This window comes from Streptomyces sp. NBC_00016 (assembly GCF_045040885.1).
In the GTDB taxonomy this organism is placed as follows: Bacteria; Actinomycetota; Actinomycetes; order Streptomycetales; family Streptomycetaceae; genus Streptomyces; species Streptomyces coriariae.
This window is the reverse complement of sequence record NZ_CP108304.1, coordinates 908,515-933,255: the sequence shown is the minus strand read 5'-3', so window position 1 is coordinate 933,255 and position 24,741 is coordinate 908,515. Positions and strand designations below refer to the sequence as shown.

At 72.2% G+C, this 24,741-nt stretch carries 23 protein-coding genes; 20 read left to right on the top strand and 3 right to left on the bottom strand.

What is annotated here, in order from left to right; genetic code table 11:
- Positions 1–3: 3 nt before the first annotated feature.
- Together scpA and OG933_RS04265 are read right to left on the bottom strand one after the other, a co-directional pair.
- Complete coding sequence (gene scpA, locus OG933_RS04270; protein WP_362521969.1) at positions 4–2,178, bottom strand: methylmalonyl-CoA mutase; 2,175 nt, start codon at positions 2,176–2,178, stop codon at positions 4–6.
- Positions 2,178–3,974, bottom strand: coding sequence for a methylmalonyl-CoA mutase family protein (locus OG933_RS04265; RefSeq protein ID WP_405625454.1), 1,797 nt, complete (start codon positions 3,972–3,974; stop codon positions 2,178–2,180). Before OG933_RS04265 ends, scpA begins: the two co-directional genes overlap by 1 nt.
- A gap of 256 nt (positions 3,975–4,230) precedes the next feature.
- Between OG933_RS04265 and ppk2 the strand changes: the two genes are divergently transcribed.
- The 18 genes from ppk2 (at position 4,231) to hypE (ending at position 21,054) form a co-directional block, all read left to right on the top strand.
- Complete coding sequence (ppk2, locus tag OG933_RS04260; RefSeq protein WP_405625452.1) at positions 4,231–5,121, top strand: polyphosphate kinase 2; 891 nt, start codon at positions 4,231–4,233, stop codon at positions 5,119–5,121.
- Between the two features lie 234 nt (positions 5,122–5,355).
- Positions 5,356–5,670, top strand: coding sequence for a DUF6400 family protein (locus OG933_RS04255; RefSeq protein WP_405625451.1), 315 nt, complete (start codon positions 5,356–5,358; stop codon positions 5,668–5,670).
- Positions 5,657–5,914, top strand: a complete 258-nt coding sequence (locus OG933_RS04250) for a hypothetical protein (RefSeq protein WP_142267680.1) — start codon at positions 5,657–5,659, stop codon at positions 5,912–5,914. The genes OG933_RS04255 and OG933_RS04250 overlap by 14 nt, the downstream gene beginning before the upstream one ends.
- A gap of 185 nt (positions 5,915–6,099) precedes the next feature.
- Positions 6,100–7,848: an enoyl-CoA hydratase-related protein gene (locus tag OG933_RS04245; RefSeq protein ID WP_405625449.1), complete on the top strand. Its 1,749-nt coding sequence runs from the start codon at positions 6,100–6,102 to the stop codon at positions 7,846–7,848.
- A gap of 73 nt (positions 7,849–7,921) precedes the next feature.
- Entirely contained in the window at positions 7,922–8,995 is a 1,074-nt protein-coding gene (locus OG933_RS04240) for a hydrogenase expression protein HypE (RefSeq protein WP_362521960.1), read from the top strand.
- An 80-nt stretch (positions 8,996–9,075) separates the two neighbouring features.
- On the top strand, positions 9,076–10,857 hold the full coding sequence (locus OG933_RS04235; protein WP_362521958.1) for a nickel-dependent hydrogenase large subunit: 1,782 nt from the start codon (positions 9,076–9,078) through the stop codon (positions 10,855–10,857).
- Positions 10,854–11,387, top strand: coding sequence for a hypothetical protein (locus OG933_RS04230; protein WP_362521956.1), 534 nt, complete (start codon positions 10,854–10,856; stop codon positions 11,385–11,387). The genes OG933_RS04235 and OG933_RS04230 overlap by 4 nt, the downstream gene beginning before the upstream one ends.
- Positions 11,384–12,025: a DUF5947 family protein gene (locus OG933_RS04225; protein WP_405625446.1), complete on the top strand. Its 642-nt coding sequence runs from the start codon at positions 11,384–11,386 to the stop codon at positions 12,023–12,025. The genes OG933_RS04230 and OG933_RS04225 overlap by 4 nt, the downstream gene beginning before the upstream one ends.
- Positions 12,022–12,714 carry a DUF6084 family protein gene (locus OG933_RS04220; protein ID WP_362521952.1) on the top strand — a complete coding sequence of 231 codons (693 nt, stop codon included), beginning with the start codon at positions 12,022–12,024 and terminating at the stop codon, positions 12,712–12,714. The genes OG933_RS04225 and OG933_RS04220 overlap by 4 nt, the downstream gene beginning before the upstream one ends.
- Complete coding sequence (locus OG933_RS04215) at positions 12,711–14,141, top strand: hypothetical protein (RefSeq protein WP_405625445.1); 1,431 nt, start codon at positions 12,711–12,713, stop codon at positions 14,139–14,141. The genes OG933_RS04220 and OG933_RS04215 overlap by 4 nt, the downstream gene beginning before the upstream one ends.
- Complete coding sequence (locus OG933_RS04210) at positions 14,138–14,689, top strand: hydrogenase maturation protease (protein WP_405625443.1); 552 nt, start codon at positions 14,138–14,140, stop codon at positions 14,687–14,689. The genes OG933_RS04215 and OG933_RS04210 overlap by 4 nt, the downstream gene beginning before the upstream one ends.
- A gap of 11 nt (positions 14,690–14,700) precedes the next feature.
- Positions 14,701–14,805: a DUF6893 family small protein gene (locus tag OG933_RS04205; protein WP_020129546.1), complete on the top strand. Its 105-nt coding sequence runs from the start codon at positions 14,701–14,703 to the stop codon at positions 14,803–14,805.
- A gap of 144 nt (positions 14,806–14,949) precedes the next feature.
- A complete protein-coding gene (hypA, locus tag OG933_RS04200; RefSeq protein WP_362269492.1) occupies positions 14,950–15,342 on the top strand; it encodes a hydrogenase maturation nickel metallochaperone HypA in 393 nt (130 codons plus the stop codon).
- Between the two features lie 3 nt (positions 15,343–15,345).
- Complete coding sequence (hypB, locus tag OG933_RS04195) at positions 15,346–16,122, top strand: hydrogenase nickel incorporation protein HypB (RefSeq protein ID WP_362521944.1); 777 nt, start codon at positions 15,346–15,348, stop codon at positions 16,120–16,122.
- Complete coding sequence (hypF, locus tag OG933_RS04190; protein ID WP_405625439.1) at positions 16,119–18,503, top strand: carbamoyltransferase HypF; 2,385 nt, start codon at positions 16,119–16,121, stop codon at positions 18,501–18,503. Before hypB ends, hypF begins: the two co-directional genes overlap by 4 nt.
- Before the next feature lie 31 nt (positions 18,504–18,534).
- Complete coding sequence (locus tag OG933_RS04185) at positions 18,535–18,840, top strand: HypC/HybG/HupF family hydrogenase formation chaperone (protein WP_082412581.1); 306 nt, start codon at positions 18,535–18,537, stop codon at positions 18,838–18,840.
- Entirely contained in the window at positions 18,837–19,964 is a 1,128-nt protein-coding gene (gene hypD / locus OG933_RS04180; RefSeq protein ID WP_405625437.1) for a hydrogenase formation protein HypD, read from the top strand. Before OG933_RS04185 ends, hypD begins: the two co-directional genes overlap by 4 nt.
- Positions 19,957–21,054: a hydrogenase expression/formation protein HypE gene (hypE, locus tag OG933_RS04175; protein ID WP_405625435.1), complete on the top strand. Its 1,098-nt coding sequence runs from the start codon at positions 19,957–19,959 to the stop codon at positions 21,052–21,054. The genes hypD and hypE overlap by 8 nt, the downstream gene beginning before the upstream one ends.
- A gap of 132 nt (positions 21,055–21,186) precedes the next feature.
- Here hypE and OG933_RS04170 read toward each other — a convergent pair whose 3' ends face one another.
- Positions 21,187–21,573 carry a hypothetical protein gene (locus OG933_RS04170; RefSeq protein ID WP_405625433.1) on the bottom strand — a complete coding sequence of 129 codons (387 nt, stop codon included), beginning with the start codon at positions 21,571–21,573 and terminating at the stop codon, positions 21,187–21,189.
- Positions 21,574–21,814: 241 nt separating this feature from the next.
- Here OG933_RS04170 and OG933_RS04165 point away from each other — a divergent pair, with 241 nt between their 5' ends.
- Complete coding sequence (locus OG933_RS04165) at positions 21,815–23,590, top strand: tannase/feruloyl esterase family alpha/beta hydrolase (protein ID WP_405625431.1); 1,776 nt, start codon at positions 21,815–21,817, stop codon at positions 23,588–23,590.
- Between the two features lie 137 nt (positions 23,591–23,727).
- Positions 23,728–24,597: a dioxygenase gene (locus OG933_RS04160; RefSeq protein WP_362521932.1), complete on the top strand. Its 870-nt coding sequence runs from the start codon at positions 23,728–23,730 to the stop codon at positions 24,595–24,597.
- Positions 24,598–24,741: the final 144 nt, after the last annotated feature.

Below are 24,741 nucleotides of genomic sequence, written 5' to 3'. Positions count from 1 at the left end.
GGCTCAGAGTTCGTGCCCGAGGCCGGCCGACAGCCGTTCGACCAGGTCGTACGCCGCGTCCGGGATCACCGTCCCGGGCGGGAAGACGGCTGCCGCGCCCATCTCCAGGAGCGTCGGCACGTCCTGCGGCGGGATCACTCCGCCGACCACGATCATGATGTCCTCGCGTCCCTCCTCGGCGAGTTGCTCGCGCAGCGCCGGTACGAGGGTGAGGTGTCCGGCGGCCAGTGACGAGACGCCGACGATGTGCACGTCCGCCTCGACGGCCTGGCGGGCCACCTCGCCCGGGGTCTGGAACAGCGGGCCGACGTCGACGTCGAAGCCGAGGTCGGCGAAGGCGGTGGCGATCACCTTCTGGCCGCGGTCGTGGCCGTCCTGGCCCATCTTGGCGACCAGGATGCGCGGACGGCGGCCCTCGGCCTCCTCGAAGGCGTCCACCAGGGTGCGGGTGCGTTCCACGGTCGGTGACTCCCCGGCTTCGTTGCGGTACACGCCGGAGATGGTACGGATCTGGCTCGCGTGCCGTCCGTAGACCTTCTCCAGGGCGTCGGAGATCTCCCCGACGGTGGCCATCGCGCGGGCCGCGTTCACCGCCAGCTCCAGCAGGTTGCCCTCGCCGGCGGCGGCGCGGGTGAGCGCGTCCAGCGAGTCCTGGCAGGCGCTCTCGTCGCGTTCCGCGCGCAGGCGCCGCAGCTTGGCGATCTGCTGGGTGCGTACCGAGGAGTTGTCGACCTTCAGCACGTCGATCTTTTCGTCGGTCTCGACGCGGTACTTGTTGACGCCGATGACGGGCTGGCGTCCGGAGTCGATGCGGGCCTGGGTGCGGGCCGCCGCCTCCTCCACCCGCAGCTTGGGGATGCCGGCGTCGATGGCCTGGGCCATGCCGCCCGCCTGCTCCACCTCCTGGATGTGCTGCCAGGCCCGGCGGGCGAGGTCGTACGTCAGCTTCTCGACGTACGCGCTGCCGCCCCACGGGTCGATCACCCGGGTCGTGCCGGACTCCTGCTGGATCAGCAGCTGGGTGTTGCGGGCGATGCGGGCGGAGAAGTCGGTGGGCAGCGCGAGCGCCTCGTCCAGGGCGTTGGTGTGCAGCGACTGCGTGTGGCCCTGCGTCGCGGCCATGGCCTCCACGGCCGTACGCGTCACGTTGTTGAACACGTCCTGCGCGGTCAGCGACCAGCCGGAGGTCTGCGAATGGGTGCGCAGGGACAGCGACTTGGGGTTCTGCGGGTCGAACTGCTTCACCAGCTTCGCCCACAGCAGGCGGGCCGCGCGCAGCTTGGCGATCTCCATGAAGAAGTTCATGCCGATCGCCCAGAAGAACGACAGCCGGGGCGCGAACGCGTCCACGTCCAGGCCCACTTCACGGCCCGCCCGGATGTACTCCACGCCGTCCGCGAGCGTGTACGCGAGCTCCAGGTCGGCGGTCGCACCCGCCTCCTGGATGTGATAGCCGGAGATCGAGATGGAGTTGTAGCGGGGCATCCGCTGCGAGGTGTAGGCGAAGATGTCGGAGATGATCCGCATCGACGGCTTCGGCGGGTAGATGTAGGTGTTGCGGACCATGAACTCTTTGAGGATGTCGTTCTGGATGGTCCCGGCCAGCTTCTCCGCCGGCACACCCTGTTCCTCGGCGGCCACGATGTAGAGGGCGAGGACCGGCAGCACGGCGCCGTTCATCGTCATCGACACGGTCATCTTGTCCAGCGGGATGCCGTCGAAGAGCTGGCGCATGTCGAGGATGGAGTCGATGGCCACGCCTGCCATGCCGACGTCGCCGGTCACGCGCGGGTGGTCGCTGTCGTAGCCGCGGTGGGTGGGCAGGTCGAAGGCGACCGACAGGCCCTTCTGGCCGGCCGCCAGGTTGCGCCGGTAGAAGGCGTTGGACTCCTCGGCGGTGGAGAAGCCGGCGTACTGGCGGATCGTCCAGGGCTGGTTGACGTACATCGTCGGGTACGGGCCGCGCAGATAGGGGGCGACGCCCGGGTAGGTGCCCAGGAAGTCCAGGCCCTCCAGGTCACGGCCCGTGTACAGCGGCTTGACCGCGATGCCCTCCGGCGTCTCCCACAGCGGCTCGTCACCGCCGGTGGCCTGTTTGACGGCGGTGCGCCACTCGTCGGCGCCGCCGTCGGCGGCCGGGGTCCCCAGTTCGATCCCGGAGAAGTCGGGGATTCCCATCAGGACACTCCCATGCGGTCGAGGGCGGCGGAGAGCACGGCGACGGCGTCGCAGCCCGCGAAGACGTACGTGTCGACTCCCGGGTACTGCCCCGGGCGGCCCGCCAGGAACACGTGCGAGGCACCCGCGTCCTTGAGCTCCTGGGCCAGGGTCGCCGCCTGCTCCTCGTACAGCGCGTCGCTGGAGCAGAGGACGGCCTCGGTGGCGCCGCTGTCCGCGAAGGAGCCGTCCGTGACGGGCTCGATGCCGCCGGCCTGGAACAGGTTCGCGGCGAACCCGACGCGGGCGGTGTGCGCGGCGGCGGGGCCGAGGGCGGCCAGATAGACCCGCGGGCGGGATCCGGTCGCCGCCAGGTGTGCGTCGGACCGGGCGCGCAGCCTCTCGTACGACTCGTCGCGCCGTACCCGGGGCAGCCCGCCGGAGCGGGGCGCGGGCGCGGGCGTCCGCTCCACCGGGCGCTCGCCGAGGTCCGGGAACTCGCTGACGCCGGTGACGGGCTCGCGCCGCTTGGCCAGCTTCGCGCTGCGGGCCTCCCAGGTGTCCGCCAGGTCATGGCCGATCCGGCCCGAGCGCAGCGCGGCCGCCTGGCCGCCCGTCCGCTCGATCTCCTGGAAGAACTCCCAGCCCGCATGGGCGAGTTCGTCGGTGAGCCGCTCCACGTACCAGGAGCCGCCGGCCGGGTCGACGACCCGGGACAGGTACGACTCCTCGATGAGGATCGTGGACGTGTTGCGGGCGATGCGCCGCGCGAAGGCGTCCGGCAGGCCGAGCGCGTGGTCGAAGGGCAGCACGGTCACCGCGTCGGCGCCGCCCACCCCGGCCGCCAGCGTGGCGACGGTGGTGCGCAGCATGTTCACCCAGGGGTCGCGCCGGGCCATCATCACCGGCGAGGTCACGGCGTGCTGCACCTGTCCGACCGCGGACCCGCAGACCTCGGTGACCCGCGCCCACAGCCGGCGCGCGGCCCGCAGCTTGGCCACGGTCAGGAACTGGTCGGCGGTGGCCGCGTACCGGAACTCCAGCTGGGCGCAGGCGTGTTCCACCGGTAGGCCCGCCTCGGTCAGCTCCCGCAGATACGCCACCGCGGTCGCCATCGAACAGCCGAGCTCCTGCGCGGCCGAACCGCCGGCCTCGTGATAGGGCAGCGCGTCCACGGTCAACGCCCGCAGCCCCGGATACTCCTCGGCGCACCGGCGCGCGAGACCGGCCACGGGCGCGAAGTCGTCTTCCCGGCCGGTACGGGCCTCGTGGCCCAGCGGATCGGCACCGAGGTTGCCGCGCGCCGCCTCCCTGGCGACGCCCCGCTCCTCGTACAGCCGCAGCAACTCCTGTGCGGCGGACTCGACGTCACTTCCGGCGTCCAGGACGACGGGTGCCAGGTCGAGATACACACCGTCGAGGACCCGGCCGAGCGAGGAGACCGGAATGCCGCCGTCGCCGAGGACCAGCCACAGCGACGTGACGCCGTTCTCCAGATCGGCGAGGACCGCGCCGTCGGCCGTGTGCTGCTGTCGCACGTCCCAGCCGCCGACGGAGTTCCCCTCCGCCCGGCCGCCGCGGACGAACGGCGCGAAACCGGGCAGGCCGGGGTCGGGTGCGGCGTCGTGCGCGCTGTACAGGGGCCGGAGGTGAAGCCCGTCCTCCAGCGCGGTGGACAGGGCCTCCTCGGCTGCCGCGTCCGAGACGTCCCTGCCCGACTTGCGCAGCACACCCGCCACCAGGCGTTGCCACTGCTCATGGGTCGCGTCAGGGAACTCGGCGGCCAGCGAAAGCCCGTCGTCGGGCAGGACCGTCATGCTCGGATGCTAGGCCAGACGGGCCGAGCGACAGCAGAGGGCGCGGCTGTGACCTTGGCCGCTTCCCCCCTGTGACCTCGGCCTCTCCTGGCCGCACGGGCTCCTTCGGCAGGCGCGGGGCGTGCCGGCGGGCACGGGTCGGCGCGCGGCCGGGGCGGGCCGGGGGAACACCGCCCGGCGCCCCCTCGCCGCAGCGGACACCTGGGCTTCGCGCGCCGTTCGCCCCTTGTACGCACCTGCTTGCTTCCATCGCGAGATGGACCAACTGCTGTCAGGGATGCGCGTCGACTACACGGACCACGACGATCCGGTGCTGATCCGGCCGGACGGAGCTCCCGTGGACACCTGGCGGGAGAACTACCCGTACGACCGGCGCATGGAGCGCAGGGAGTACGACCTGCACAAGCGGCTCCAGCAGATAGAACTGCTGAAGCTGCAGAGCTGGATCAAGGAGACCGGGCGGCGGCTCGTCATCGTCTTCGAGGGCCGTGACGCGGCGGGCAAGGGCGGCACCATCAAGCGGTTCACCGAGCACCTCAACCCGCGCGGCGCCCGCGTGGTCGCCCTGGAGAAGCCGACCGAACGCGAGCGCGGGCAGTGGTACTTCCAGCGCTACGTCGAACATCTGCCGACCGCCGGCGAGATCGTCCTGCTGGACCGGTCCTGGTACAACCGGGCCGGTGTGGAGCGGGTGATGGACTTCTGCACGGACGACGAGTACCGCCGTTTCATGCGCCAGGCACCCCTGTTCGAGCGGATGCTCGTGGACGACGGGGTCGAACTGGTCAAGTTCTGGTTCTCCGTGTCGCAGAGCGAGCAGCGCACACGGTTCACGATCCGCCAGGTCGACCCCGTACGGCAGTGGAAGCTCAGCCCGATGGACCTGGCCTCCCTCGACCTCTGGGACGACTACACCGCCGCCAAGGTGGCCATGTTCCGTGAGACGGACACCGAACACGCCCCGTGGACGGTGGTGAAGAGCAACGACAAGAAGCGGGCCCGCGTGGAGGCCATGCGCAGTGTCCTGGCCCGCTTCGACTACGCGGACAAGGACGACGAGGTCGTCGGCCGCCCCGACCCGCGGATCATCGGCGCGGCCGCCACCCTGCTGGAGGCGGGCGAGGACGACACCACGCACGAGCGCTGACGGCGGCCTGCGGACGGGCCGGGGGAGCGCCGTGATCAGTGCGGGCGGGACCCCGCGACGGCGCCGGGATCAGCGTCGCGGCCACCAGGTGCGCGGACGGCAGCGGTGGTGATGTCATGACCTGAACACGACCGTCGTTCCGCCCCACTGCAGGGGGTGGGGCGGACCCGCGCCGCTGTGACTTCTCCCACCTGCTCTTGTCCGGGCGAGGAAGGGTTACCTACGTTCGGTCACATGTCCCCCCATGATCGCGCCCTTCCTGACGAGCCGGACGAATCCGGCGCGGCGGGCCGGCCCACCGCGGACCGGCCCGGCGCCCACCCCTCGGCCGACCTGACCATCGACCTGACCGCCCACGAAATGCTGCGGCGCGCCCATGTCCTGGACGCGCTCGGCCCCGACTGGGACCCCGTCACCGCGCTGCGCGACGAGGAGGCGGCGTACGCGCTGCTGTACTCCGGCCTCGACGCCGAGCAGCAGCGCATGTACGACGAGCTGGTCGCGGCCGGCGTGCTGCCGCGCCGAGGGGGTGGCCATGCTGCCGCTTGACCCCCAGGCCGACATCGGGCGCCGGGCCTGGGTGGCCTGCCCCAACTGCGACGACCGTCGTGGCTGCGCCACCTGCGAGCAGGGGCGCACCTGCTCCGAGCACTGGCGCTACCTGCTCTCCAACGCCGGCAGCCTGCTCCACCTCCAGTGCCGGTCGTGCACCCACATCTGGGCGCACGAGACCCATTTCGGAGCCACCCGCTCCCCGTGGGAACGCATCACCAGCGGCCTGCGACGACGCTGATCCCCTCCGGCGGCCGACCCGGACGAGGTGCGGGCCGGTGGGGGACACCGGACGGCGGACGCGTGCCCGCTTTCGGATGATTTCGGATGATCCGAGCGCCTGTCGTCGGGGATGGCGGGCCGTCCGGGCCGAGGATCGCGGCGGCGGCCATTTCTGCCTGCCGTTCGTCCCGCCCGGAGGCAGCCGTGCACATCCTGCTCCTAGCCAGCGCGTTCAACAGCCTCACCCAGCGCGTCCATGCCGAGCTGCGCGACCGCGGCCACCGGGTGGCGGTGGAACTCGCCCTGCCGGGCGGCTCGCTGCCGGACGCGGTGCGACGGCGCGCGCCGGAGCTGATCGTGGCGCCGATGCTGAAGTCGGCGATCCCCGAGGAGGTGTGGGCGGCCCACACGTGTCTCGTCGTCCACCCGGGACCCGTGGGCGACCGCGGACCGTCCTCCCTGGACTGGGCGATCCACGAGGGCATCGACGAGTGGGGTGTCACCGTCCTCCAGGCCGACGGGGAGATGGACGCCGGTGATGTGTGGGCCTGTGTGCCCTGTCGGCTGCCCCGGGTGTCCAAGAGCGAGCTGTACCGGGGTGAGATCGCCGACGCCGCGCTCGAGGCCGTCCTGCTGGCGGTGGAGCGCTTCGCGGGAGGCACCCACGTGCCGTGCAAGCAGGACACGGTCCGCGCGGCCGACGCCCGCCTGCGTCCGCGTCCGTACCTGGACCAGAGTGTCCGGCGGATCGACTGGGCCGAGGACGCGACCGGGACCGTCCTGCGCAAGCTGAGGGCGGCGGACTCGCAGCCCGGTGTGCTGGACGCGCTGCTCGGCGGCGAGTGGTACCTGCACGGCGGTCACCCCGAGAGCGTGCTGCGCGGCCGCCCGGGCGAGCTGCTGGCGACCCGCGCCGGAGCGGTCTGCCGGGCCACCAGGGACGGCGCCGTGTGGATCCCGGAGCTGCGGGCCAGGCGGCTCCCCGGGCGGCCGCCGACGTACAAGCTGCCCGCGGTCGCGGCCCTCGGCGACCGGCTGCCGCCCCTGCCCGAGGTGCCGGAGGCCACCTGGACGGACATCCGCTACCGGGAGAGCGGCGACGTCGGTTTCCTGTCGTTCTCCTTCCCCGGCGGCGCCATGAGCACCGAGCAGTGCCGCCGGCTGCTGGACGCCTACCGGGAGGCGTGCGCGCGGCCCACGTCGGTGCTGGTGCTGGGCGGCGAGCGGGACTTCTTCTCCAACGGGATCCACCTCAACGTCATCGAGGCCGCCGACGACCCCGCCGCCGAGTCCTGGGCGAACATCAACGCCATCGACGACCTGGTCGAGGCGGTCCTGACGACGACCGACCGGCTGGTGGTCGCGGCGGTCGCGGGCAACGCGGCGGCGGGCGGGGTGATGCTCGCCCTGGCGGCGGACGAGGTGTGGTGCCGCTCGGGTGCCGTGCTGAACCCGCACTACCGGCTGATGGGCCTGTACGGCTCGGAGTACTGGACGTACACCCTGCCCCGCAGGGTGGGCCCGGCGGTGGCCGAACGCCTCGTGCGGGAGGCGCTGCCGGTGAGCGCGGCGACCGCGCAGGGCCTCGGGCTCGTCGACCGGGTGGTGGACGGCGGCCCGGGATCCTTCGCGGGGGAGGTCGGCCGCCTGGCCGCGCACCTGGCCGCCCTGCCGGCGACGGGGACCCGGATCGCCGCGAAGAAGACGGAGCTGGAGCGCCGGGAGAGCGAAACCCCCCTGGCCGCGTACCGGGAGCGGGAGCTCGCCCGGATGCGGATGACCTTCGACGACCCGGACGCCCCGTACCACGCGCTGCGCCGGGCGTTCGTCCACAAGGAACGCCCCGCGGGCACCCCGGCGCACCTCGCCGCTTCTCAAACCGATCCGGGCCCGTCTGCCGCCGAATTCACCGGAACGGCCCCCCATGACATCCCGTCGCGGCCCATCGGCTGATACCAAGAATCCGATGAACGCAGAAAGTCCTGAAATGGGGCTTTCATTCCTCACCTCCCCAGGAGGCGGTCCCATGACTGAGGCGACGACGAAGACGGTCGGCGCTGCGCCCGCCGACGAGACACCCACGATCCACATTCTCTGGATCAACGCGGGGCTGAGCTGTGACGGCGACTCGGTCGCGTTGACGGCGGCCATGCAGCCCAGCATCGAGGAGATCGTGCTCGGCGCGCTGCCGGGGCTGCCGAAGATCGCCGTCCACTGGCCGCTGATCGACTTCGAGTGCGGTCCGGTCGGCGGCGCGGACACGTTCATCGAGTGGTTCTTCAAGGGCGAGCGGGGCGAGATCGACCCGTTCGTGCTGGTCGTCGAGGGCTCCATCCCCAACGAGGCGATCAAGCCCGAGGGCTACTGGTGCGGCTTCGGCGACAACCCGGAGACCGGCCAGCCGATCACCACCAGCGAGTGGATCGACCGGCTCGCCCCCAAGGCGCTGGCGGTCGTCGCCATCGGCACCTGCGCCACCTACGGCGGCATCCACGCCATGGCGGGCAACCCGACCGGCGCCATGGGCCTGCCGGACTATCTCGGCTGGGACTGGAAGTCCCAGGCCGGCATCCCCATCGTGTGCGTCCCCGGCTGCCCGATCCAGCCCGACAACTTCTCCGAGACGCTCACGTACCTGCTCTACCAGGCGACCGGCGCCGCCCCGATGATCCCGCTGGACGACAAGCTGCGTCCCACCTGGCTGTTCGGGGCCACCGTCCACGAGGGCTGCGACCGCGCGGGCTACTACGAGCAGGGTGAGTTCGCCCTGTCGTACGACTCGCCGAAGTGCCTGGTCAAGCTGGGCTGTTGGGGCCCGGTCGTCAAGTGCAACGTGCCCAAGCGCGGGTGGATGAACGGCATCGGCGGCTGTCCGAACGTCGGCGGCATCTGCATCGCCTGCACCATGCCCGGCTTCCCCGACAAGTTCATGCCGTTCATGGACGAGCCGCCCGGAGCCAAGATCTCCAGCACGGCCAGCGGCGCCTACGGAGCCGTGGTCCGCAAGCTGCGCTCGATCACGGCGAAGACGGTGGACCAGGAGCCCAAGTGGCGCCGCACCGGAGAGAAGATCACCACCGGCTACCGGCCTCCCTGGTGACGCCCCACCGCGAGTGACCCGCTTCTGCTTCGCGCACCCCCACAACCGAACCCCGCGCAACGAAGGGCACGGCAAAGACGATGGCAAGGACGAAGGCGGCCGGCGACGGCAGCGGCCTGGTGGAGATGGCCTGGGACCCGATCACCCGGATCGTGGGTTCCCTCGGCATCCACACGAAGATCGACTTCAAGCAGAAGCGGGTCGCGGAGTGCTACAGCACCTCGTCTGTCTTCCGCGGCTACAGCGTCTTCATGCGCGGCAAGGACCCCCGCGACGCCCACTTCATCACCAGCCGCATCTGCGGAATCTGCGGCGACAACCACGCCACCTGTTCGGTGTACGCGCAGAACATGGCGTACGGGGTGAAGCCCCCGCACCTCGCTGAGTGGATCATCAACCTCGGCGAGTCCGCGGAGTACATGTTCGACCACAACATCTTCCAGGAGAACCTGGTGGGGGTCGACTACTGCGAGAAGATGGTCAGGGAGACCAACCCCGGCGTCCTCGAACTCGCCGAACGCACCGAGGCCCCGCACGCGGCCGAGCACGGCTACCGCACCATCGCCGACATCATGCGCTCGCTGAACCCCCTCGAAGGCGAGTTCTACCGCGAGGCCCTCCAGGTCAGCCGGTACACGCGCGAGATGTTCTGCCTGATGGAGGGCCGCCATGTGCACCCCTCCACGCTCTACCCGGGCGGCGTCGGCACCATCGCCTCCGTACAGCTCTTCACGGACTACCTCAGCCGCCTGATGCGGTACGTCGAGTTCATGAAGCGCGTCGTGCCGCTGCACGACGACCTCTTCGACTTCTTCTACGAAGCGCTGCCGGGCTACGAGGAAGTGGGCCGCCGCCGGGTCCTGCTCGGCTGCTGGGGCGCGCTCAACGACCCCGAGTACTGCGACTTCACCTACGCCAACATGTCCGACTGGGGCCGGCGGATGTTCGTCACGCCCGGTGTCGTCGTGGACGGCAAGCTCGTCACCAACGACCTCACCGACATCAACCTCGGCATCCGCATCCTGCTGGGCAGCTCGTACTACGAGGACTGGCAGGGCCAGGAGCAGTTCGTCACCCACGACCCGCTCGGCAACCCGGTGGACCCGCGCCACCCGTGGAACCAGCACACCATCCCCGCCCCGCAGAAGCGGAACTTCGACGACAAGTACAGCTGGGTCATGTCCCCGCGCTGGTTCGACGGCAAGGACCACCTCGCCCTGGACACCGGCGGCGGCCCCATCGCCCGCCTGTGGTCCACGGCGCTGTCCGGGCTCGTCGACATCGGGTACGTCAAGGCCACCGGCCACAGCGTGGTCATCAACCTGCCGCGCACCATGACCAAGCCGGAGACCAGCTTCGAGTGGAAGATCCCGAAGTGGTCCAACGCCCTGGAGCGCAACCGCGCGCGCACCTACTTCCAGGCGTACGCCGCCGCGGTCGCCCTGCACTGCGCGGAGAAGGGCCTCGAGGAGGTCCGCGCCGGACGCACCCAGACCTGGGAGAAGTTCGAGGTCCCGGACGAGGGGCTCGGCGTCGGCTTCACCGAGGCGGTCCGCGGCGTCCTCTCCCACCACATGGTGATCCGCGACGGCAAGATCGCCAACTACCACCCGTACCCGCCCACCCCGTGGAACGCCAGCACCAGGGACTCCTTCGGCACGCCCGGCCCGTACGAGGACGCCGTGCAGAACACCCCCATCTTCGAGGAGAACACCCCGGAGAACTTCAAGGGCATCGACATCATGCGCGCCGTCCGCAGCTTCGACCCCTGTCTGCCCTGCGGCGTCCACATGTACGTCGGGGGCGGCAAGACGGTGAAGTCCATGCACGTGCCCACCGGCCTGAGCGGGCTGGGCGGATGAGCGCGCCCACGGCGGCGCGACCCGTCGACGCGGAACAGACCGGACGCCGTGTCGAGGAGGTGCTGGACCGGCTGGCCGCGAGCGGCGACCCGGCCGCCGTCGAGGCGGCCGAGGAACTCGTCCGCTCCCTCATGGACTTCTACGGCGCCGGACTGGCCCGCGTACTGCACCTGCTGTCGGCCGTCCCGGGCGACCCGGTGGCGGGCCTGCTCGGCGACGAACTCGTCGCCGGCCTCCTCGTCCTGCACGACCTGCACCCCGAGGACCGCGACACCCGCATCGCCCGGGCCCTCGACAGCGTCCGCGAACATCCCCTGGACGTCGTGGACTTCGACGAGGAGAGCGGCGCCCTGACCCTGCGGGCCCGGGAGGCGGGCGGCTGCGGATGCGGGTCCGGCGAGAGCGCCCGGGAGGCCGCCCGCGCGGCCCTCGCCTGCTTCGCACCGGAGGTCGGCGCGGTCGACGTACAGACCGCGCCCGCGGGGCCCACGCTCCTCCAGATCGGCACGGCACCGACGGGCGCCCGATGACGGCGTCCCCGGCGACGCGCACCCCCGGCCTGCGGAGGTTCCTCACCGAGCGACCTCCGCGGCCCGAACGGTGCGAGCTGTGCGCCGTGCCGGTCGAGGCGGACCACCGCCATCTGGTCGACACCGACAAACGCGCCCTCGTCTGCGCCTGTGCCGCCTGCGCCCTGCTGATGCAGCAGCAGGGCGCCGCCGCGGGCCGCTTCCGCACGGTCCCGGCCCGCTACCTCACCGACCCCGTACATCGTCTCGACGAGAGCGCGTGGGAGGCGTTGCAGATCCCGGTCGGCGTCGCCTTCCTCTTCCGCAACGCGGCGCTCGACCGGCTGGTCGCCCTCTATCCGAGCCCGGCCGGAGCCACCGAGAGCGAACTCGAACCGGCCACCTGGACGGCGGTCCTCGGCGGCAGCCGCCTCGCCGGGCTGCTCGAACCCGACGTGGAGGCGCTGCTGCTGCGCCGCACCGAGGGCCGCTTCGAGCTCCACCTCGTACCGATCGACATCTGCTACGAACTGGTGGGCCGCATGCGCCTGTTGTGGCAGGGCTTCGACGGCGGGGCCGAGGCCCGGGCGGCGCTGGACGCGTTCTTCGCGGACGTCGCGCGACGCGCCCGGCCGGTGGACGAGGAGCCGCGGCCATGACGGAGTTCTCCTTCGCCTGCACCGGCGTCCGCGCCGACCGCTACGCCGCCGGACCCACCCTCGTCTTCCGACTGCGCGTCACCGCCGCGGACGGCGCGCGCGTGCACGCCCTCGCGCTGCGCTGCCAGATCCGCATCGAACCCGCCCGCCGCGGCTACGAGTCCGCCGAGGCCGACGGGCTGGCGGATCTCTTCGGCGAGCGCTCGCGCTGGGGCAGCACGCTCCAGCCGGTGCAGTTCGCGCAGATCTCGCTCATGGTCCCCGGCTTCACCGGAGAGACCGAAACCGACCTCGTCGTCCCGTGCACCTACGACATGGACATCGCGGCGACCCGCTACCTGGACGCCCTCACCACCGGAGAGGTCCCGCTGCTGATGCTGTTCTCCGGTACGGCGTTCATCGGCGAAGGCGGCTTCCGGGTCGAGCCGGTGCCGTGGGACCGGGAGGCGGTGTTCCGGATGCCGGTCGCGACCTGGCGGGAGATGGTCGAGCAGCACTTCCCCGGATGCGGCTGGATCCGGCTGCCGCGCGACACCATGGACGCCCTCCTCGCCTACCGCTCCCGGCACGCGCTGCCCTCCTGGGACGCCACCCTCAAGGCCCTGCTCGACGACAGCGGCGGCGCCGACCCGCCCCGGCGCGACCCGCTGCGCGCGCTCACCGGCACCACCGGAAGGACGGATCCGTGACCGTGACCGCGTTCGCCTCCGAGACGGAGGAGCGGTTCGCCCTCGCCCGGCAGGTGGCCGACGCCGTCCTCTTCGAGGGCTATGTGCTCTACCCGTACCGCGCCTCGGCGGCCAAGAACCGGCTGCGCTGGCAGTTCGGGGTGCTGGTGCCGCCCGGCTGGGGCGCGGAGTGCGAGGAGCACGACTTCCAGCACACCGAATGCCTGATGGAGCCGAAGGCGGGCGCGACCCTCTCCGTCGAGGTGCGCTTCCTGCACGCCCGACGGCGCACCGTGCAGCGGGTACGCCCGGACGGCGGCTTCGAGACGGTCGCCGAACTCCGCCTCGACGACCGGGTGCTGGTGCCCTGGGACGAGGGCGGCGAGGAGCGGGTCGAGGTGGTCGCCCCGGTGGACGAACTCCTCGGCGACGGCGTCACCCATCCCTTCCGGCGCCCCGCCCGGGAGGAGACCGAACCCGTCCTGGACGCGGCCGGCCGCACCGTCGGCCGGCTCCTGCGGCGGTGCGAGGAGATCAACGGGACGATCCGGCTGTCCGCGCGCGAACTCGACGGCCCCTACCGGGTCCTGCGGCTGACGGCCGTCGTCGAGAACACCAGTGACTGGACGCCGTCCGAGGCCCGCGACGCCGGCCGGGACGCGGCACTGCCGCACTCCCTGGTGGCCACCCACCTCCTGATGGCCCTCAGCGCCGGATCGTTCCTGTCGATGACCGATCCCCCCGAGTGGGCGAAGGGCGCGGTCGCCGCCTGCCGCAACCTGCACACCTGGCCCGTGCTCGCCGGCGAGACCGGCACAGCCGACCTCGTACTGTCCTCGCCGATCATCCTGGAGGACCATCCGGCCATCGCACCGGAGAGCCCCGGCGCGCTCTACGACGCCACCGAGATCGACGAGATCCTCGCGCTGCGCACCGCGGCCCTCACCGACGAGGAGAAGCGTGAGGCCCGAGGCACCGACGAGCGGGCGGCCGCCGTGATCGAGCTGGCGGACTCGATGCCGGCCGAGGTCCTGGAGCGGCTGCACGGGGCGGTGCGCAGTCTGCGTGAGGCAACCGGCCCGGCCCCCGTCGCCGCGGACATCGGCTTCCCCGACGAGCACGGGGTGCAGCGCCCGGACACCCCCTGGTGGGACCCCGCGAGCGAGGCGGGCTTCGACCCGGCGAAGGACCACGTGCTGGTGGACGGCCTGCCGGTGGGCAAGGGCAGCCGCGTCGAGCTGCGCCCGGGCCTGCGGCGCACCGACGCGCAGGACATCTTCCTGCGCGGCCGCACCGCGACGGTCGAGGCGGTGCTGCACGACGTCGACGGCGGGGTGCACCTGGCGGTCACGGTCGACGGTGACCCGGGCGCCGACATCCGCCGCGAGCAGGGCCGGTTCCTGTACTTCCAGCCCGACGAGGTCACCCCGGCGGAGGACGACGCATGAACCTTCCCGCACCGGCAGCTCCGAGGACGCTCGTGGCGGGCATCGGCAACATCTTCCTCACGGACGACGGCTTCGGTGTGGAGACCGCCCGCCGGCTCGCCGAGCGCGACCTGCCCGGACACGTCGAGGTCGTGGACATCGGAGTGCGCGGGGTGCACCTCGCCTACCAGCTCCTGGACGGCTACGACACCCTCGTCCTGGTGGACGCCACCGCGCGCGGCGAAGCCCCCGGCACGCTGTACGTGATCGAACACGACGTCGGCGGCGCGGGCCCGCCGCCCGGCACGCCCGCCCTGGACGGCCACCGGATGACCCCCGACGCCGTCCTGGCGCTGCTGGGCACCCTGTGCGCCGGGACCGGCGGCGAGCCGCCGCGGCGCGTCCTGGTCGTCGGATGCGAACCGGCCGCGGTGGACGAGGGCATCGGTCTCAGTCCGCCGGTGTCCGACGCCGTACCGGAGGCCGTCCGGCTGATCGAAGAGCTGCTGCGGAACGGGGAGCCGGGAGAGTCCGCGCCGCGGGCCACGGCCGACGGGATCTCGACATGAGGAGAGACGGGATGAAGAAGATGATCATCGGCGGAGCGGCCCTCGCGGCCCTGGTCGCCATCGGCGCCGAAGTGTTTCCCGACGTGCGGCGCTACCTGCGCATCCGACGGATGTGAAGCACGGCCGCCGCCGGTGCGCCGCACGGTTGCGTCGAACGGCGTACCCGGTGGCCGGTGACGGCGTGCCGGGCCGTGCGGCCCCGGTGCGCGCGCCTCTAATGAAGGCCGACCGCAGGCAGGCCTCGACAAGGACGGAGACCCATGCACGAGATGTCCGTCGCGCTGGCCGTCGTCGACCAGGTGGCAGAGGCCGCCGAGCGGGCCGGCGATGTCACCGCGGTGCGATCGGTACGGCTCCAGGTCGGCGAACTCGCCGGCGTCGTACCCGATTCGCTCGCCTTCTGCTTCGAACTGGTCTGCGCCGGAACCCTGCTGGAAGGCGCCGAACTGGTCACCGAGGCGGTGCCGGGGCGGGCCCGCTGCACACCCTGCGCCCACGAGTGGGCCGTCGGCATGCCACCCCGGCTGACCTGCCCCGCGTGCGACGGGACGACCACCGATCTGCTCGCGGGCCGGGAACTGCGGATCGCCGCCGTGCAGTGGGAGACCGGCGACCCCACGCCCACCCGCGAACCGATCTCCGAGGAGTGCTGAACCATGTGTCGTGTCGTCGACCTGCGCCAGGCCGTGCTTGCGAAGAACGACGCGAGCGCCCACACGCTGCGCACCCGCCTCGCGGCCCACGGCACCACGGTCGTCAACCTGCTGTCCAGTCCGGGCAGCGGCAAGACCGCCCTGCTGGAGAGCGAACTGCTGCGGGCACGGGAGCGGGCCGTGCCGGTCGCGGCGCTGACCGCCGATCTCGCCACCGAGAACGACGCGATCCGGCTCGCACGGTCGGGCGCCCCGGTCAAGCAGGTGCTCACCGACGGACTGTGCCATCTGGAGGCGGGCATGCTCGCCGGGCACCTGGACGGGTGGCTGCCCGACGGCACCCGGCTGCTTTTCGTGGAGAACGTCGGCAACCTGGTCTGCCCCGCCGGGTACGACCTGGGGGAGACCCTGAGGGTCGTCCTCGCCTCGGTGACGGAGGGCGAGGACAAGCCGCTCAAGTACCCCACCGCCTTCGGCCTCGCCCACCTGGTCGTCGTCACCAAGATCGACCTCGCGGAGGCCGCGGAGTTCGACGAGATCGCCTTCCGCGCGAACGTGCAGCAGGTCAACCCGGGCGTCGAGGTGGTCCTGACCTCGGCACGCCGCGGGAAGGGCGTAGGCGCGCTGCTCGACCGGGCGCTCGCCGCCGCGCAGGGCGCGCCCCCGCACACACCGGTGATGGCCGGCCGGCCGGACCTCCGGCACGGCCACGCGCACACCCACCCGCACACCCATGCCGACGAGACCGACGCCGGCGACCTGGCACCCACCCCGTCGTGAGCGCTCCGTCGCAACCGTCGGCCGTGGTCGCCGGTGACCCGCCGCTGCGGCGCCGGGTCACCGTCCGGGGAGTGGTGCAGGGCGTGGGCTTCCGGCCCTACCTGTACGGCCTCGCCACCGAACTCGCCCTGGCCGGACACGTGACCAACACCCCGGAGGGCGTCGTCGTGGAGGTCGAGGGCACCGCCTCGGCCGTGGCCCGGTTCTGCGACCGGATCGCCGCCCAGGCGCCCCCGCTGGCCCGCGTCGAGTCCGTCCACCACCGCGAGATGCCGCCGGTCGGCGGCACCGCGTTCACCATCCTCACCTCCCGGACCGGCGGACCGGCCCGCACCCTGGTCTCCCCGGACTCCGCCACCTGCGCCGACTGCCTCGCCGAGCTGGCCGACCCGGCGGACCGGCGCCACCGCCACCCGTTCGTCAACTGCACGCACTGCGGCCCGCGTTTCACGATCGTCACCGGCGTGCCGTACGACCGCGCCCACACCACCATGGCCGGCTTCGCCATGTGCCCCGACTGCGCCCGGGAGTACGCGGATCCGGCCGACCGCCGTTTCCACGCGCAGCCGGTCGCCTGCCCGGCCTGCGGACCGCGGCTGCGGCTGCTGGTCCCGCCGTCCGACGAGCGCACGGGGACGGACCCGGTCACCGAGGCGCGCGCACTGCTGTCGGACGGCGCCGTCCTCGCCGTCAAGGGACTGGGCGGCTATCACCTGGCCTGCGACGCCACGAACGAGGAGGCGGTCGCCCGCCTGCGCCGGCGCAAGGCACGGGGGGACAAGCCGTTCGCCGTCATGGCCCGGCGCACGGCCGACGTCGAGCACCTCGTCCGGCTGTCCCCCGAGGAGAGGGAGCTGCTCGAGGGCGGTGTCCGGCCCGTCGTACTGCTGCGTCGGCGCCGAGACCCCGTGTACGCGACGGGGGCCCCGCGACCCGCCGAGTCCGTGGCGCCCGGCAGCCCCGACCTCGGCGTGATGCTGCCGTACACCCCCCTGCACCATCTCCTGCTCGGCCTGCCCGGCGACCCGGACGGCCCCCGGCTGCTGGTCATGACCAGCGGCAACGTGTCCGGTGAGCCGATCGTCACCGACGACACCGAGGCGCTGGAGCGGCTCGCGCCGCTGGCCGACGCCTGGCTCACGCACGACCGGCCGATCCACGTCCCCTGCGACGACTCGGTGGTCCGGGTCTGCGACGGGGAGCCGCTGGTGATTCGCCGCTCCCGCGGCTACGCCCCGCTGCCGGTCGCCCTCCCGCTGCCCGTCCGTCCCGCTCTCGCCGTCGGCGGCGACCTGAAGAACGCCTTCTGCCTGGGGGCGGGACGGCGCGCCTGGCTGTCCGCGCACATCGGTGACATGGACGACCTCGCCACCCAGCGGGCCTTCGAGGGCGCGGTGGCGCAACTGGAGTCCATCACCGGCGTACGGCCCGGCACCCTGGTGGCCGACCGGCATCCCGGCTACCGCTCCGCCCGGTGGGCCGACCGCCATGCGGCGGCGCGGCCCGTCGTACGCGTCCAGCACCATCACGCGCACGTCGCCGCCGCGATGGCCGAGCACGGGCTGGACGGCACCCGGCCGGTGATCGGCGTCGCCTTCGACGGCACGGGCCACGGCGACGACGGAGCCGTCTGGGGCGGCGAGTTCCTGCTCGCGGACTACGACGGCTTCAGCCGGTTCGGGCACCTCGCGTACGTCCCGCTGCCCGGTGGCGACGCCACGGTACGCAGGCCGTACCGCATGGCGCTGGCCCATCTGTGGGCGGCCGGCATCGACCGGGCGGCCGACCTCGCCTGCACGGCCGCCTGTCCGCCCGACGAACTGCGCCTGCTGGAAAGACAGTTGGAGCTCGGCCTGCACTGTGTCCCCACCTCCAGCATGGGGCGGCTCTTCGACGCCGTGTCCTCGCTGACCGGGGTGTGCCACCGCGCGGGATACGAGGCACAGGCCGCCGTGGAGCTGGAGGGAGCGGCGCTTGGCGCGCCCACCGGCGACCGGGCCGCGTACACCTTCGATCTCCGGGCGCCCGGGCATGCGCGCGAGGAGGGCGACGCGGTACGGGCCGACCCGGCGCCCGCCCTCGCCGCGATCGTCTCCGACCTGCGGGCCGGCGTCGGACCCGCGCTGGTCGCGGCCCGCTTCCACCGGGCGGTGACCGGCCTGGTGCACCGGATCTGCGTACGGGCCCGAGAGCGGCACGGGCTGGACACGGTCGCCCTGACGGGGGGCGTGTTCGCCAACACGCTGCTCTCCTCGGCCTGTTCCGCCGCCCTGCGCGAGGACGGCTTCACGGTCCTGCGGCACCGGCTGGTGCCGCCGGGCGACGGCGGTCTGGCCCTGGGCCAGCTGATGGTGGCCGCCCGGACGACTCCCACCGACTGAGTAACGCGCGATCCACAGCGAGGAGAGGCTCATGTGCCTGGCGGTACCCGGCAGAGTGCTGGACATCGAGGACCGGGACGGCACCCGGATGGCCACCGTCGACTTCGGCGGTGTGGTCAAGGAGGTGTGCCTGGAGTATCTGCCCGATCTCCAGGTCGGCGAGTACGCCATCGTCCACGTCGGCTTCGCCCTTCAGCGGCTGGACGAGGAGTCGGCCCGGCAGACGCTCGAACTCTTCGCCGAACTCGGCATGCTGCAGGAGGAGTTCGGCGACGCCTGGGAGATGGCGGCGGCGGAGGCGGGCGCGGACCCGGTGGAAGGGGTGCACAACCAGTGAAGTACATCGACGAGTTCCAGGATCCGGAGCTGGCCCGTCGGCTGCTCGACGACATCCATGCCACGGTGACGAGGCCGTGGGCGCTGATGGAGGTCTGCGGCGGCCAGACGCACAGCATCATCCGGCACGGCATCGACCAACTACTCCCGGAGAAGCTGGAGTTGATCCACGGTCCGGGCTGTCCGGTGTGCGTGACCCCGCTGGAGGTCATCGACAAGGCGCTGGAGATCGCCTCCCGGCCGGAGGTGATCTTCTGTTCCTTCGGGGACATGCTGCGGGTGCCGGGCACCGGACGGGACCTGTTCCAGGTGCGCGGGGAGGGTGGCGACGTGCGAGTCGTCTACTCGCCGCTCGACGCGCTGCGGATCGCCCAGCAGAACCCGGACCGCGAGGTGGTGTTCTTCGGCATCGGCTTCGAGACGACGGCACCCCCCAACGCCATGACGGTCCACCAGGCCCGGAAGCTGGGTGTCCTGAACTTCAGCATGCTGGTGTCCCATGTCCGGGTACCGCCGGCCATCGAGGCGATCATGTCCTCGCCGAGCTGCCGGGTGCAGGGCTTCCTCGCGGCCGGGCACGTGTGCAGCGTGATGGGTGTGGAGGAGTATCCGGAACTGGCGGAGCGCTTCCGCGTCCCGATCGTCGTGACGGGCTTCGAGCCGCTGGACATCCTCGAAGGAGTGCGCCGGGCCGTCCGTCAGCTGGAACGCGGCGAGCACACCGTCGACAACGCCTACGCCCGTGCCGTCCGCCCGGAGGGCAACCCGGCCGCCCGGGCCATGCTGGAGGACGTCTTCGAGGTCACCGACCGGGCCTGGCGCGGAATCGGCGTGATCCCCGACAGCGGCTGGCGGCTGTCGTCGAAGTACCGCGACCACGACGCCGAGCACCGCTTCGCGGTCGAGGGGATCCGGACGAAGGAGCCGGCCGAGTGCCGCAGCGGCGAGGTCCTGCAGGGGCTGCTCAAGCCGCACGAGTGCGAGGCCTTCGGCACCCTGTGCACCCCCCGCACCCCCCTGGGCGCCACCATGGTCTCCAGCGAGGGTGCCTGCGCCGCGTACTACCTCTACCGGCGGCTGGACATGCCCGCCGTCAAGGCCCGGGAGGCGACCCCCGTTGTCTGACATCACCGATCTGCCCGCGCCCGGCCCCGCCCCCGCCCGCGCCCTCGACGTCGAGGGCTGGACCTGTCCGGCGCCGGTGCGTGACCGGCCCCGGGTCGTCATGGGCCACGGTGGCGGGGGAGTGCTCTCCGCCGAACTGGTCCAGCAGATCTTCGCGCCCGCCTTCGGTGGCGAGGTGCTCGCCCAGCTGGGCGACTCCGCCGTCCTGACCGTGGGCGGGGCCAGGCTGGCGTTCTCCACCGACTCCTACGTGGTGCGGCCGCTGTTCTTCCCCGGCGGCAGCATCGGCGACCTGGCGGTCAACGGCACCGTCAACGACCTCGCCATGAGCGGCGCCCGTGCGGCCTACCTCTCCTGCGGATTCATCCTGGAGGAGGGCGTCGAGCTGGACGTGGTCCGGCGGGTGTCCGAGGCGCTGGGCGCGGCCGCGCGTACCGCCGGGGTGGAGGTGGCCACCGGGGACACCAAGGTGGTGGAGGCCGGACACGGCGACGGGATCTACCTCAACACGGCGGGCATCGGTCTCGTGCCCGCGGGCGTGGACCTGCGGCCGCAGCGGGTCGTACCCGGTGACGTGGTGATCGTCAGTGGTGCCATCGGCGTCCACGGGGTGGCGGTCATGAGCGTGCGCGAGGGCCTGGAGTTCGGGGTCGAGATCAAGAGTGACTGTGCGGCGCTCGGCGGCCTGGTCGACGCCATGCTCGCCGTCACCCCGGAGCTGCACGTGCTGCGCGATCCCACCCGAGGCGGCCTGGCGGCCGCGCTCAACGAGATCGCGGCGGCCTCCGGCGCGGGGGTGGTCATCCGGGAACGAGCCGTCCCGGTCCCGTCGGCCGTGGCCAACGCCTGCGCCATCCTGGGCCTGGACCCCATGTACATCGCCAACGAGGGCAAGCTCGTGGCCTTCGTCCCGCGCGAGCACGCCGACGCCGTCCTCGAGGCGATGCGGGCCCATCCGCTGGGCGCGGAGTCCGTGGTCATCGGTGAGGCCGTCGAGGAGCACCCGGGGATGGTCGTCGCCAGGACCGGGCTGGGCGGAACACGGGTGGTCGATCTGCCGATCGGGGAGCAGTTGCCGCGCATCTGCTGACGCGGCTCCCGCGCAGTCCCGCGCAGTATCGGGTGTCGCAGGGATCCGCGACGCGAGGCGGGGGACTGGAGGAGCCGCGACGCGACCGCTCGGGGCGTGGAGGTGGCGGCCGTCCACGCCCCGAGCGGACCGTCAGCGCGATCGGGGTCCGGAGGGCGGGTCCTGCGGGTCGACGCCTGTGGTGGCGGACGCGTCCCTGGTGCCGCTGGGGCGCTGGGAGCGGCCCTTGGGGCCGGTGTCCCGCCGGCCCTTCTCGTCCGCGTCGGCGTACTCCTCGCCGCGTCCGCCGTGACTCTTGACCGTGTCACCCGGAACGGACTTCGTCTCTTCCGCGGACCTGGTCCGGCCACGGCCCTTCGCGTCGGCGTGCTCGGCGGGGTGGAAGGAGCGGTGGGCGCTCGGATTGTCCTGCTGACGTGTCTCGTCCACATCGGGCGACCAGCCGTGCTGCCCGGCGCCCTCGTGCCGGCTCGGCCCCTTGCCGTGCGGTGGCTCGGACGAGCGTGGTTTCTTCGACATGGTCCGACCTGCCTGTTCCTGATCGGTGGAGGACGCCGGTCGAGCGCCACCGTGCTCACTGAATTATCCCCTCTTGCGATATTTCGAGCACATCGTGACCCCGTGCGCCCCGCCGGCCCGGCCGGAACGGCATCGGCGAGTAATTGTTGTCGAAATTGTTGACGATCTCTCCGGTGTGGGCCACGCTGACCGCTCGGTGGCGCCGTCGCCCGTGGCGCGCCCGCACCGAGAGGGGAACCCCATGCGTTGGTCCTTCGTCCGCGGTCGAAGGAGACCGGCCGCTGTCGCCGCCCGGGTGGCGGTGGTGGCCATGCTCGCCGCTGTCCTGGTGCCGGTCACGAGCGCGAGCGGCGCGCAGGCGCCGCACCGGGCCGTCACGGCCGACGGCCTGGCGGATCTGCCCGCGGTGCGGCCCGTGATGGACTGCGCCGGCGTGACCGGCCTCGACCTGGACGGGGTCACCGACGCGCCGGTCACGATCTCCTCGGCGACCGTCGTGACGACCGGCGCGGCCCCCTACTGCGAGGTGCGCGGGACCATCGCCCCCGCGAACACCATGGTCATGCGCCTGCCGGTCAACGGCTGGACGCAGCGCTACGTCCAGACCGGCTGCGGTGGTCTGTGCGGAAGCGCCGCCATCAACTACGGCCAGGCGACGACCTGTCCGGTCGTCCAGGACGGCACGGTCGCGAGCGCCACGACCGACATGGGCCACCAGGGCCGGAACGACGGCTCATGGGCGCTGGACAACCCGCAGGCACAGATCGACTTCGCCTACCGCGGCGTGCACGTCACGTCCCAGGTGGCCAAGGCGGTCATCGCGAGGTTCTACGGCAAGCGCCCCGCCTACTCGTACTTCACCGGCTGCTCCGACGGCGGCCGTGAGGCGCTCATGGAGGCGCAGCGCTACCCGGACGACTTCGACGGCATCGCCGCCGGCGCGCCCGCGAACAACATGGTCGTCCAGAACACCTTCCACCACGCCTGGAACGTGCTGACGAACAGGGACGCGAACGGCGACTACATCCTCCTGGCCGACAGACTGCCCCTGATCCACCGGGCCGTGCTGGCGGCCTGCGACGCGCTGGACGGCCTGACGGACGGGCTGCTCGACGACCCGCGGCGCTGCGACTTCGACCCGAGGACGCTGGTGTGCGTGTCCGGTCAGGACCCGTCGACGTGCCTGACGGCGGCGCAGGCCGCGGTGGTCCAGCGACTGCACGACGGCGCCACCGGCGCGCAGGGCCGCAGGCTGGAGCTCGCGATCTCCCACGAGTGGGGCTCCGAACTGGAGTGGACGCTGTTCGTGCCGAAGGCGCAGGGCGAGACGGTGGCGAGCGAGAACTTCGTGACGTCCTTCGCCCGCTATCTGGCGTACCCGAACGCCCCCGACCCGGAGTTCCAGCTCTCGGACCTCGACTTCACCGTCGAGTCGTTCTGGAAGACCGTCCAGTCCTCCAGCTATCTGGCGGCCATGGACCCCGACCTCGGCGCCTTCGAGAAGAGCGGCGGCAAGCTGCTCCTCTGGCACGGCTGGAACGACCAGCACATCTCACCGCAGGGGACGTTGGCCTACTACGACGCCCTGCGCGACACGATGGGGGCGAGGACGGCCGACCGGTTCGCCAAGCTGTACATGTTCCCGGGTGTCGCCCACTGCGGGGGCGGTGACGGGCCGAACACCTTCGACGTCCTCACCCCGGTGATGGCCTGGGCGGAGAGCGCCACCACGCCCGGCCGGATCGTCGCGTCCAACAGCACGAACGGCACCGTGACGCGCACCCGTCCCGTGTACCCGTACCCCAAGGTCGCCCGCTACGACGGCACGGGCAGCGTCGACGACGCCGCGAACTTCGTGGCCCGGACCCCGTCGGCCCGCCCGGACGGCGACGCCTACGACTGGCTGGGCAAGCGCCTGTACTCCTCTGGCTACCAGACATGGTGCAGGGCCGTGGACGGCAGACTGGTGTGCCGCCCGACCCGGACCTGGCTGACGGAACGGGAGCGGGCCGCTTAGCCGCGGAGCCGGCGCCCCGAGAGGGGCGCCGGCGTTCCCCGTGTCGGTGTTTCCCACGTCGGCGCTTCCCCCGCCGGTGGAGACTGGTCCGAGGATCAGACCGCCGGCCAGGAAGCCCCGAACCGCTAGGAACGACCATGGACTTCACCGTCGAGACCGCCACCGAAGCGGTCGTGGACAGCTTCCGCAGCACCGAGGACCCCCGGTTGCGGGAGGTGCTGAAGAGCCTGACCCGTCACCTCCACGCCTTCGTACGGGACGTCGGGCCCACCCCGGGGGAGTGGGAGGCGGCGATCGACTTCCTCACCGCCGTCGGGCAGAAGTGCGACGACACCCGGCAGGAGTTCGTCCTGCTCTCCGACGTCCTGGGCGTCTCCACGCTCGTCGAGACGCTGGGCGGAGCGCAGGAGGGAACGGAGAGCACCGTCCTCGGCCCCTTCCACATGACCGAGTCGCCCCGCAGGGACCTCGGCGACAGCATCGACCTCCTCGGCACCGGCCGCCCCTGCGTGGTCTCCGGCCGGGTGCTCGCCACCGACGGCACCCCGCTGCCGGGCGCCGAACTCGACGTCTGGCAGTGCGACGAGGAGGGCTTCTACGACGTGCAGCAGCCGGACGTCCAGCCGCCGGGCAACGGACGCGGGCTGTTCCGCACCGACGACGAGGGTCGCTTCTGGTTCCGCACCGTCGTCCCGTCCCCCTACCCGATCCCCACGGACGGGCCGGTGGGCACCCTGCTGCGTGCCACCGGCAGACACCCCTTCCGGCCCGCCCACGTCCACTTCATCGCGCGTGCCGAGGGCCATCGGCCGGTCACCACCCACACCTTCGTCGCCGACGGCCCCTACCTCGACTCCGACGCCGTCTTCGCCGTCAAGCAAGGCCTGATCACCGACTTCGCGGAGTCGCACGACGAGCGCGCGGCCGAGCGCTTCGCAGTGACCGTGCCCTTCACCCACGCCGGTTTCGACATCGTCCTGGCGCCGGAAGCCGGGACGTCACGATGACGTTCACGTACGAGGCGTTGCCGATGCGGGTGCTCTTCGGCGCCGGAAGCCTCGGTCAACTACCCCAGGAGGCTGAGCGGTTGGGCCTGCGGCGGCTGCTGGTGCTGTCCACTCCCGGCCGGCGGCCCCTCGCCATCGGAGGAG

Excerpts from the sequence above, each read along its gene's own strand:
- scpA (WP_362521969.1), bottom strand. The coding sequence starts at position 2,178 with ATGGGAATCCCCGACTTCTCCGGGATCGAACTGGGGACCCCGGCCGCC.
- OG933_RS04265 (WP_405625454.1), bottom strand. The coding sequence starts at position 3,974 with ATGACGGTCCTGCCCGACGACGGGCTTTCGCTGGCCGCCGAGTTCCCT.
- ppk2 (WP_405625452.1), top strand. The coding sequence starts at position 4,231 with ATGGACCAACTGCTGTCAGGGATGCGCGTCGACTACACGGACCACGAC.
- OG933_RS04255 (WP_405625451.1), top strand. The coding sequence starts at position 5,356 with ATGTCCCCCCATGATCGCGCCCTTCCTGACGAGCCGGACGAATCCGGC.
- OG933_RS04250 (WP_142267680.1), top strand. The coding sequence starts at position 5,657 with ATGCTGCCGCTTGACCCCCAGGCCGACATCGGGCGCCGGGCCTGGGTG.
- OG933_RS04240 (WP_362521960.1), top strand. The coding sequence starts at position 7,922 with ATGACTGAGGCGACGACGAAGACGGTCGGCGCTGCGCCCGCCGACGAG.
- OG933_RS04235 (WP_362521958.1), top strand. The coding sequence starts at position 9,076 with ATGGCAAGGACGAAGGCGGCCGGCGACGGCAGCGGCCTGGTGGAGATG.
- OG933_RS04230 (WP_362521956.1), top strand. The coding sequence starts at position 10,854 with ATGAGCGCGCCCACGGCGGCGCGACCCGTCGACGCGGAACAGACCGGA.
- OG933_RS04225 (WP_405625446.1), top strand. The coding sequence starts at position 11,384 with ATGACGGCGTCCCCGGCGACGCGCACCCCCGGCCTGCGGAGGTTCCTC.
- OG933_RS04220 (WP_362521952.1), top strand. The coding sequence starts at position 12,022 with ATGACGGAGTTCTCCTTCGCCTGCACCGGCGTCCGCGCCGACCGCTAC.
- OG933_RS04210 (WP_405625443.1), top strand. The coding sequence starts at position 14,138 with ATGAACCTTCCCGCACCGGCAGCTCCGAGGACGCTCGTGGCGGGCATC.
- OG933_RS04205 (WP_020129546.1), top strand. The coding sequence starts at position 14,701 with ATGAAGAAGATGATCATCGGCGGAGCGGCCCTCGCGGCCCTGGTCGCC.
- hypA (WP_362269492.1), top strand. The coding sequence starts at position 14,950 with ATGCACGAGATGTCCGTCGCGCTGGCCGTCGTCGACCAGGTGGCAGAG.
- hypB (WP_362521944.1), top strand. The coding sequence starts at position 15,346 with ATGTGTCGTGTCGTCGACCTGCGCCAGGCCGTGCTTGCGAAGAACGAC.
- OG933_RS04185 (WP_082412581.1), top strand. The coding sequence starts at position 18,535 with ATGTGCCTGGCGGTACCCGGCAGAGTGCTGGACATCGAGGACCGGGAC.
- OG933_RS04170 (WP_405625433.1), bottom strand. The coding sequence starts at position 21,573 with ATGTCGAAGAAACCACGCTCGTCCGAGCCACCGCACGGCAAGGGGCCG.
- OG933_RS04165 (WP_405625431.1), top strand. The coding sequence starts at position 21,815 with ATGCGTTGGTCCTTCGTCCGCGGTCGAAGGAGACCGGCCGCTGTCGCC.
- OG933_RS04160 (WP_362521932.1), top strand. The coding sequence starts at position 23,728 with ATGGACTTCACCGTCGAGACCGCCACCGAAGCGGTCGTGGACAGCTTC.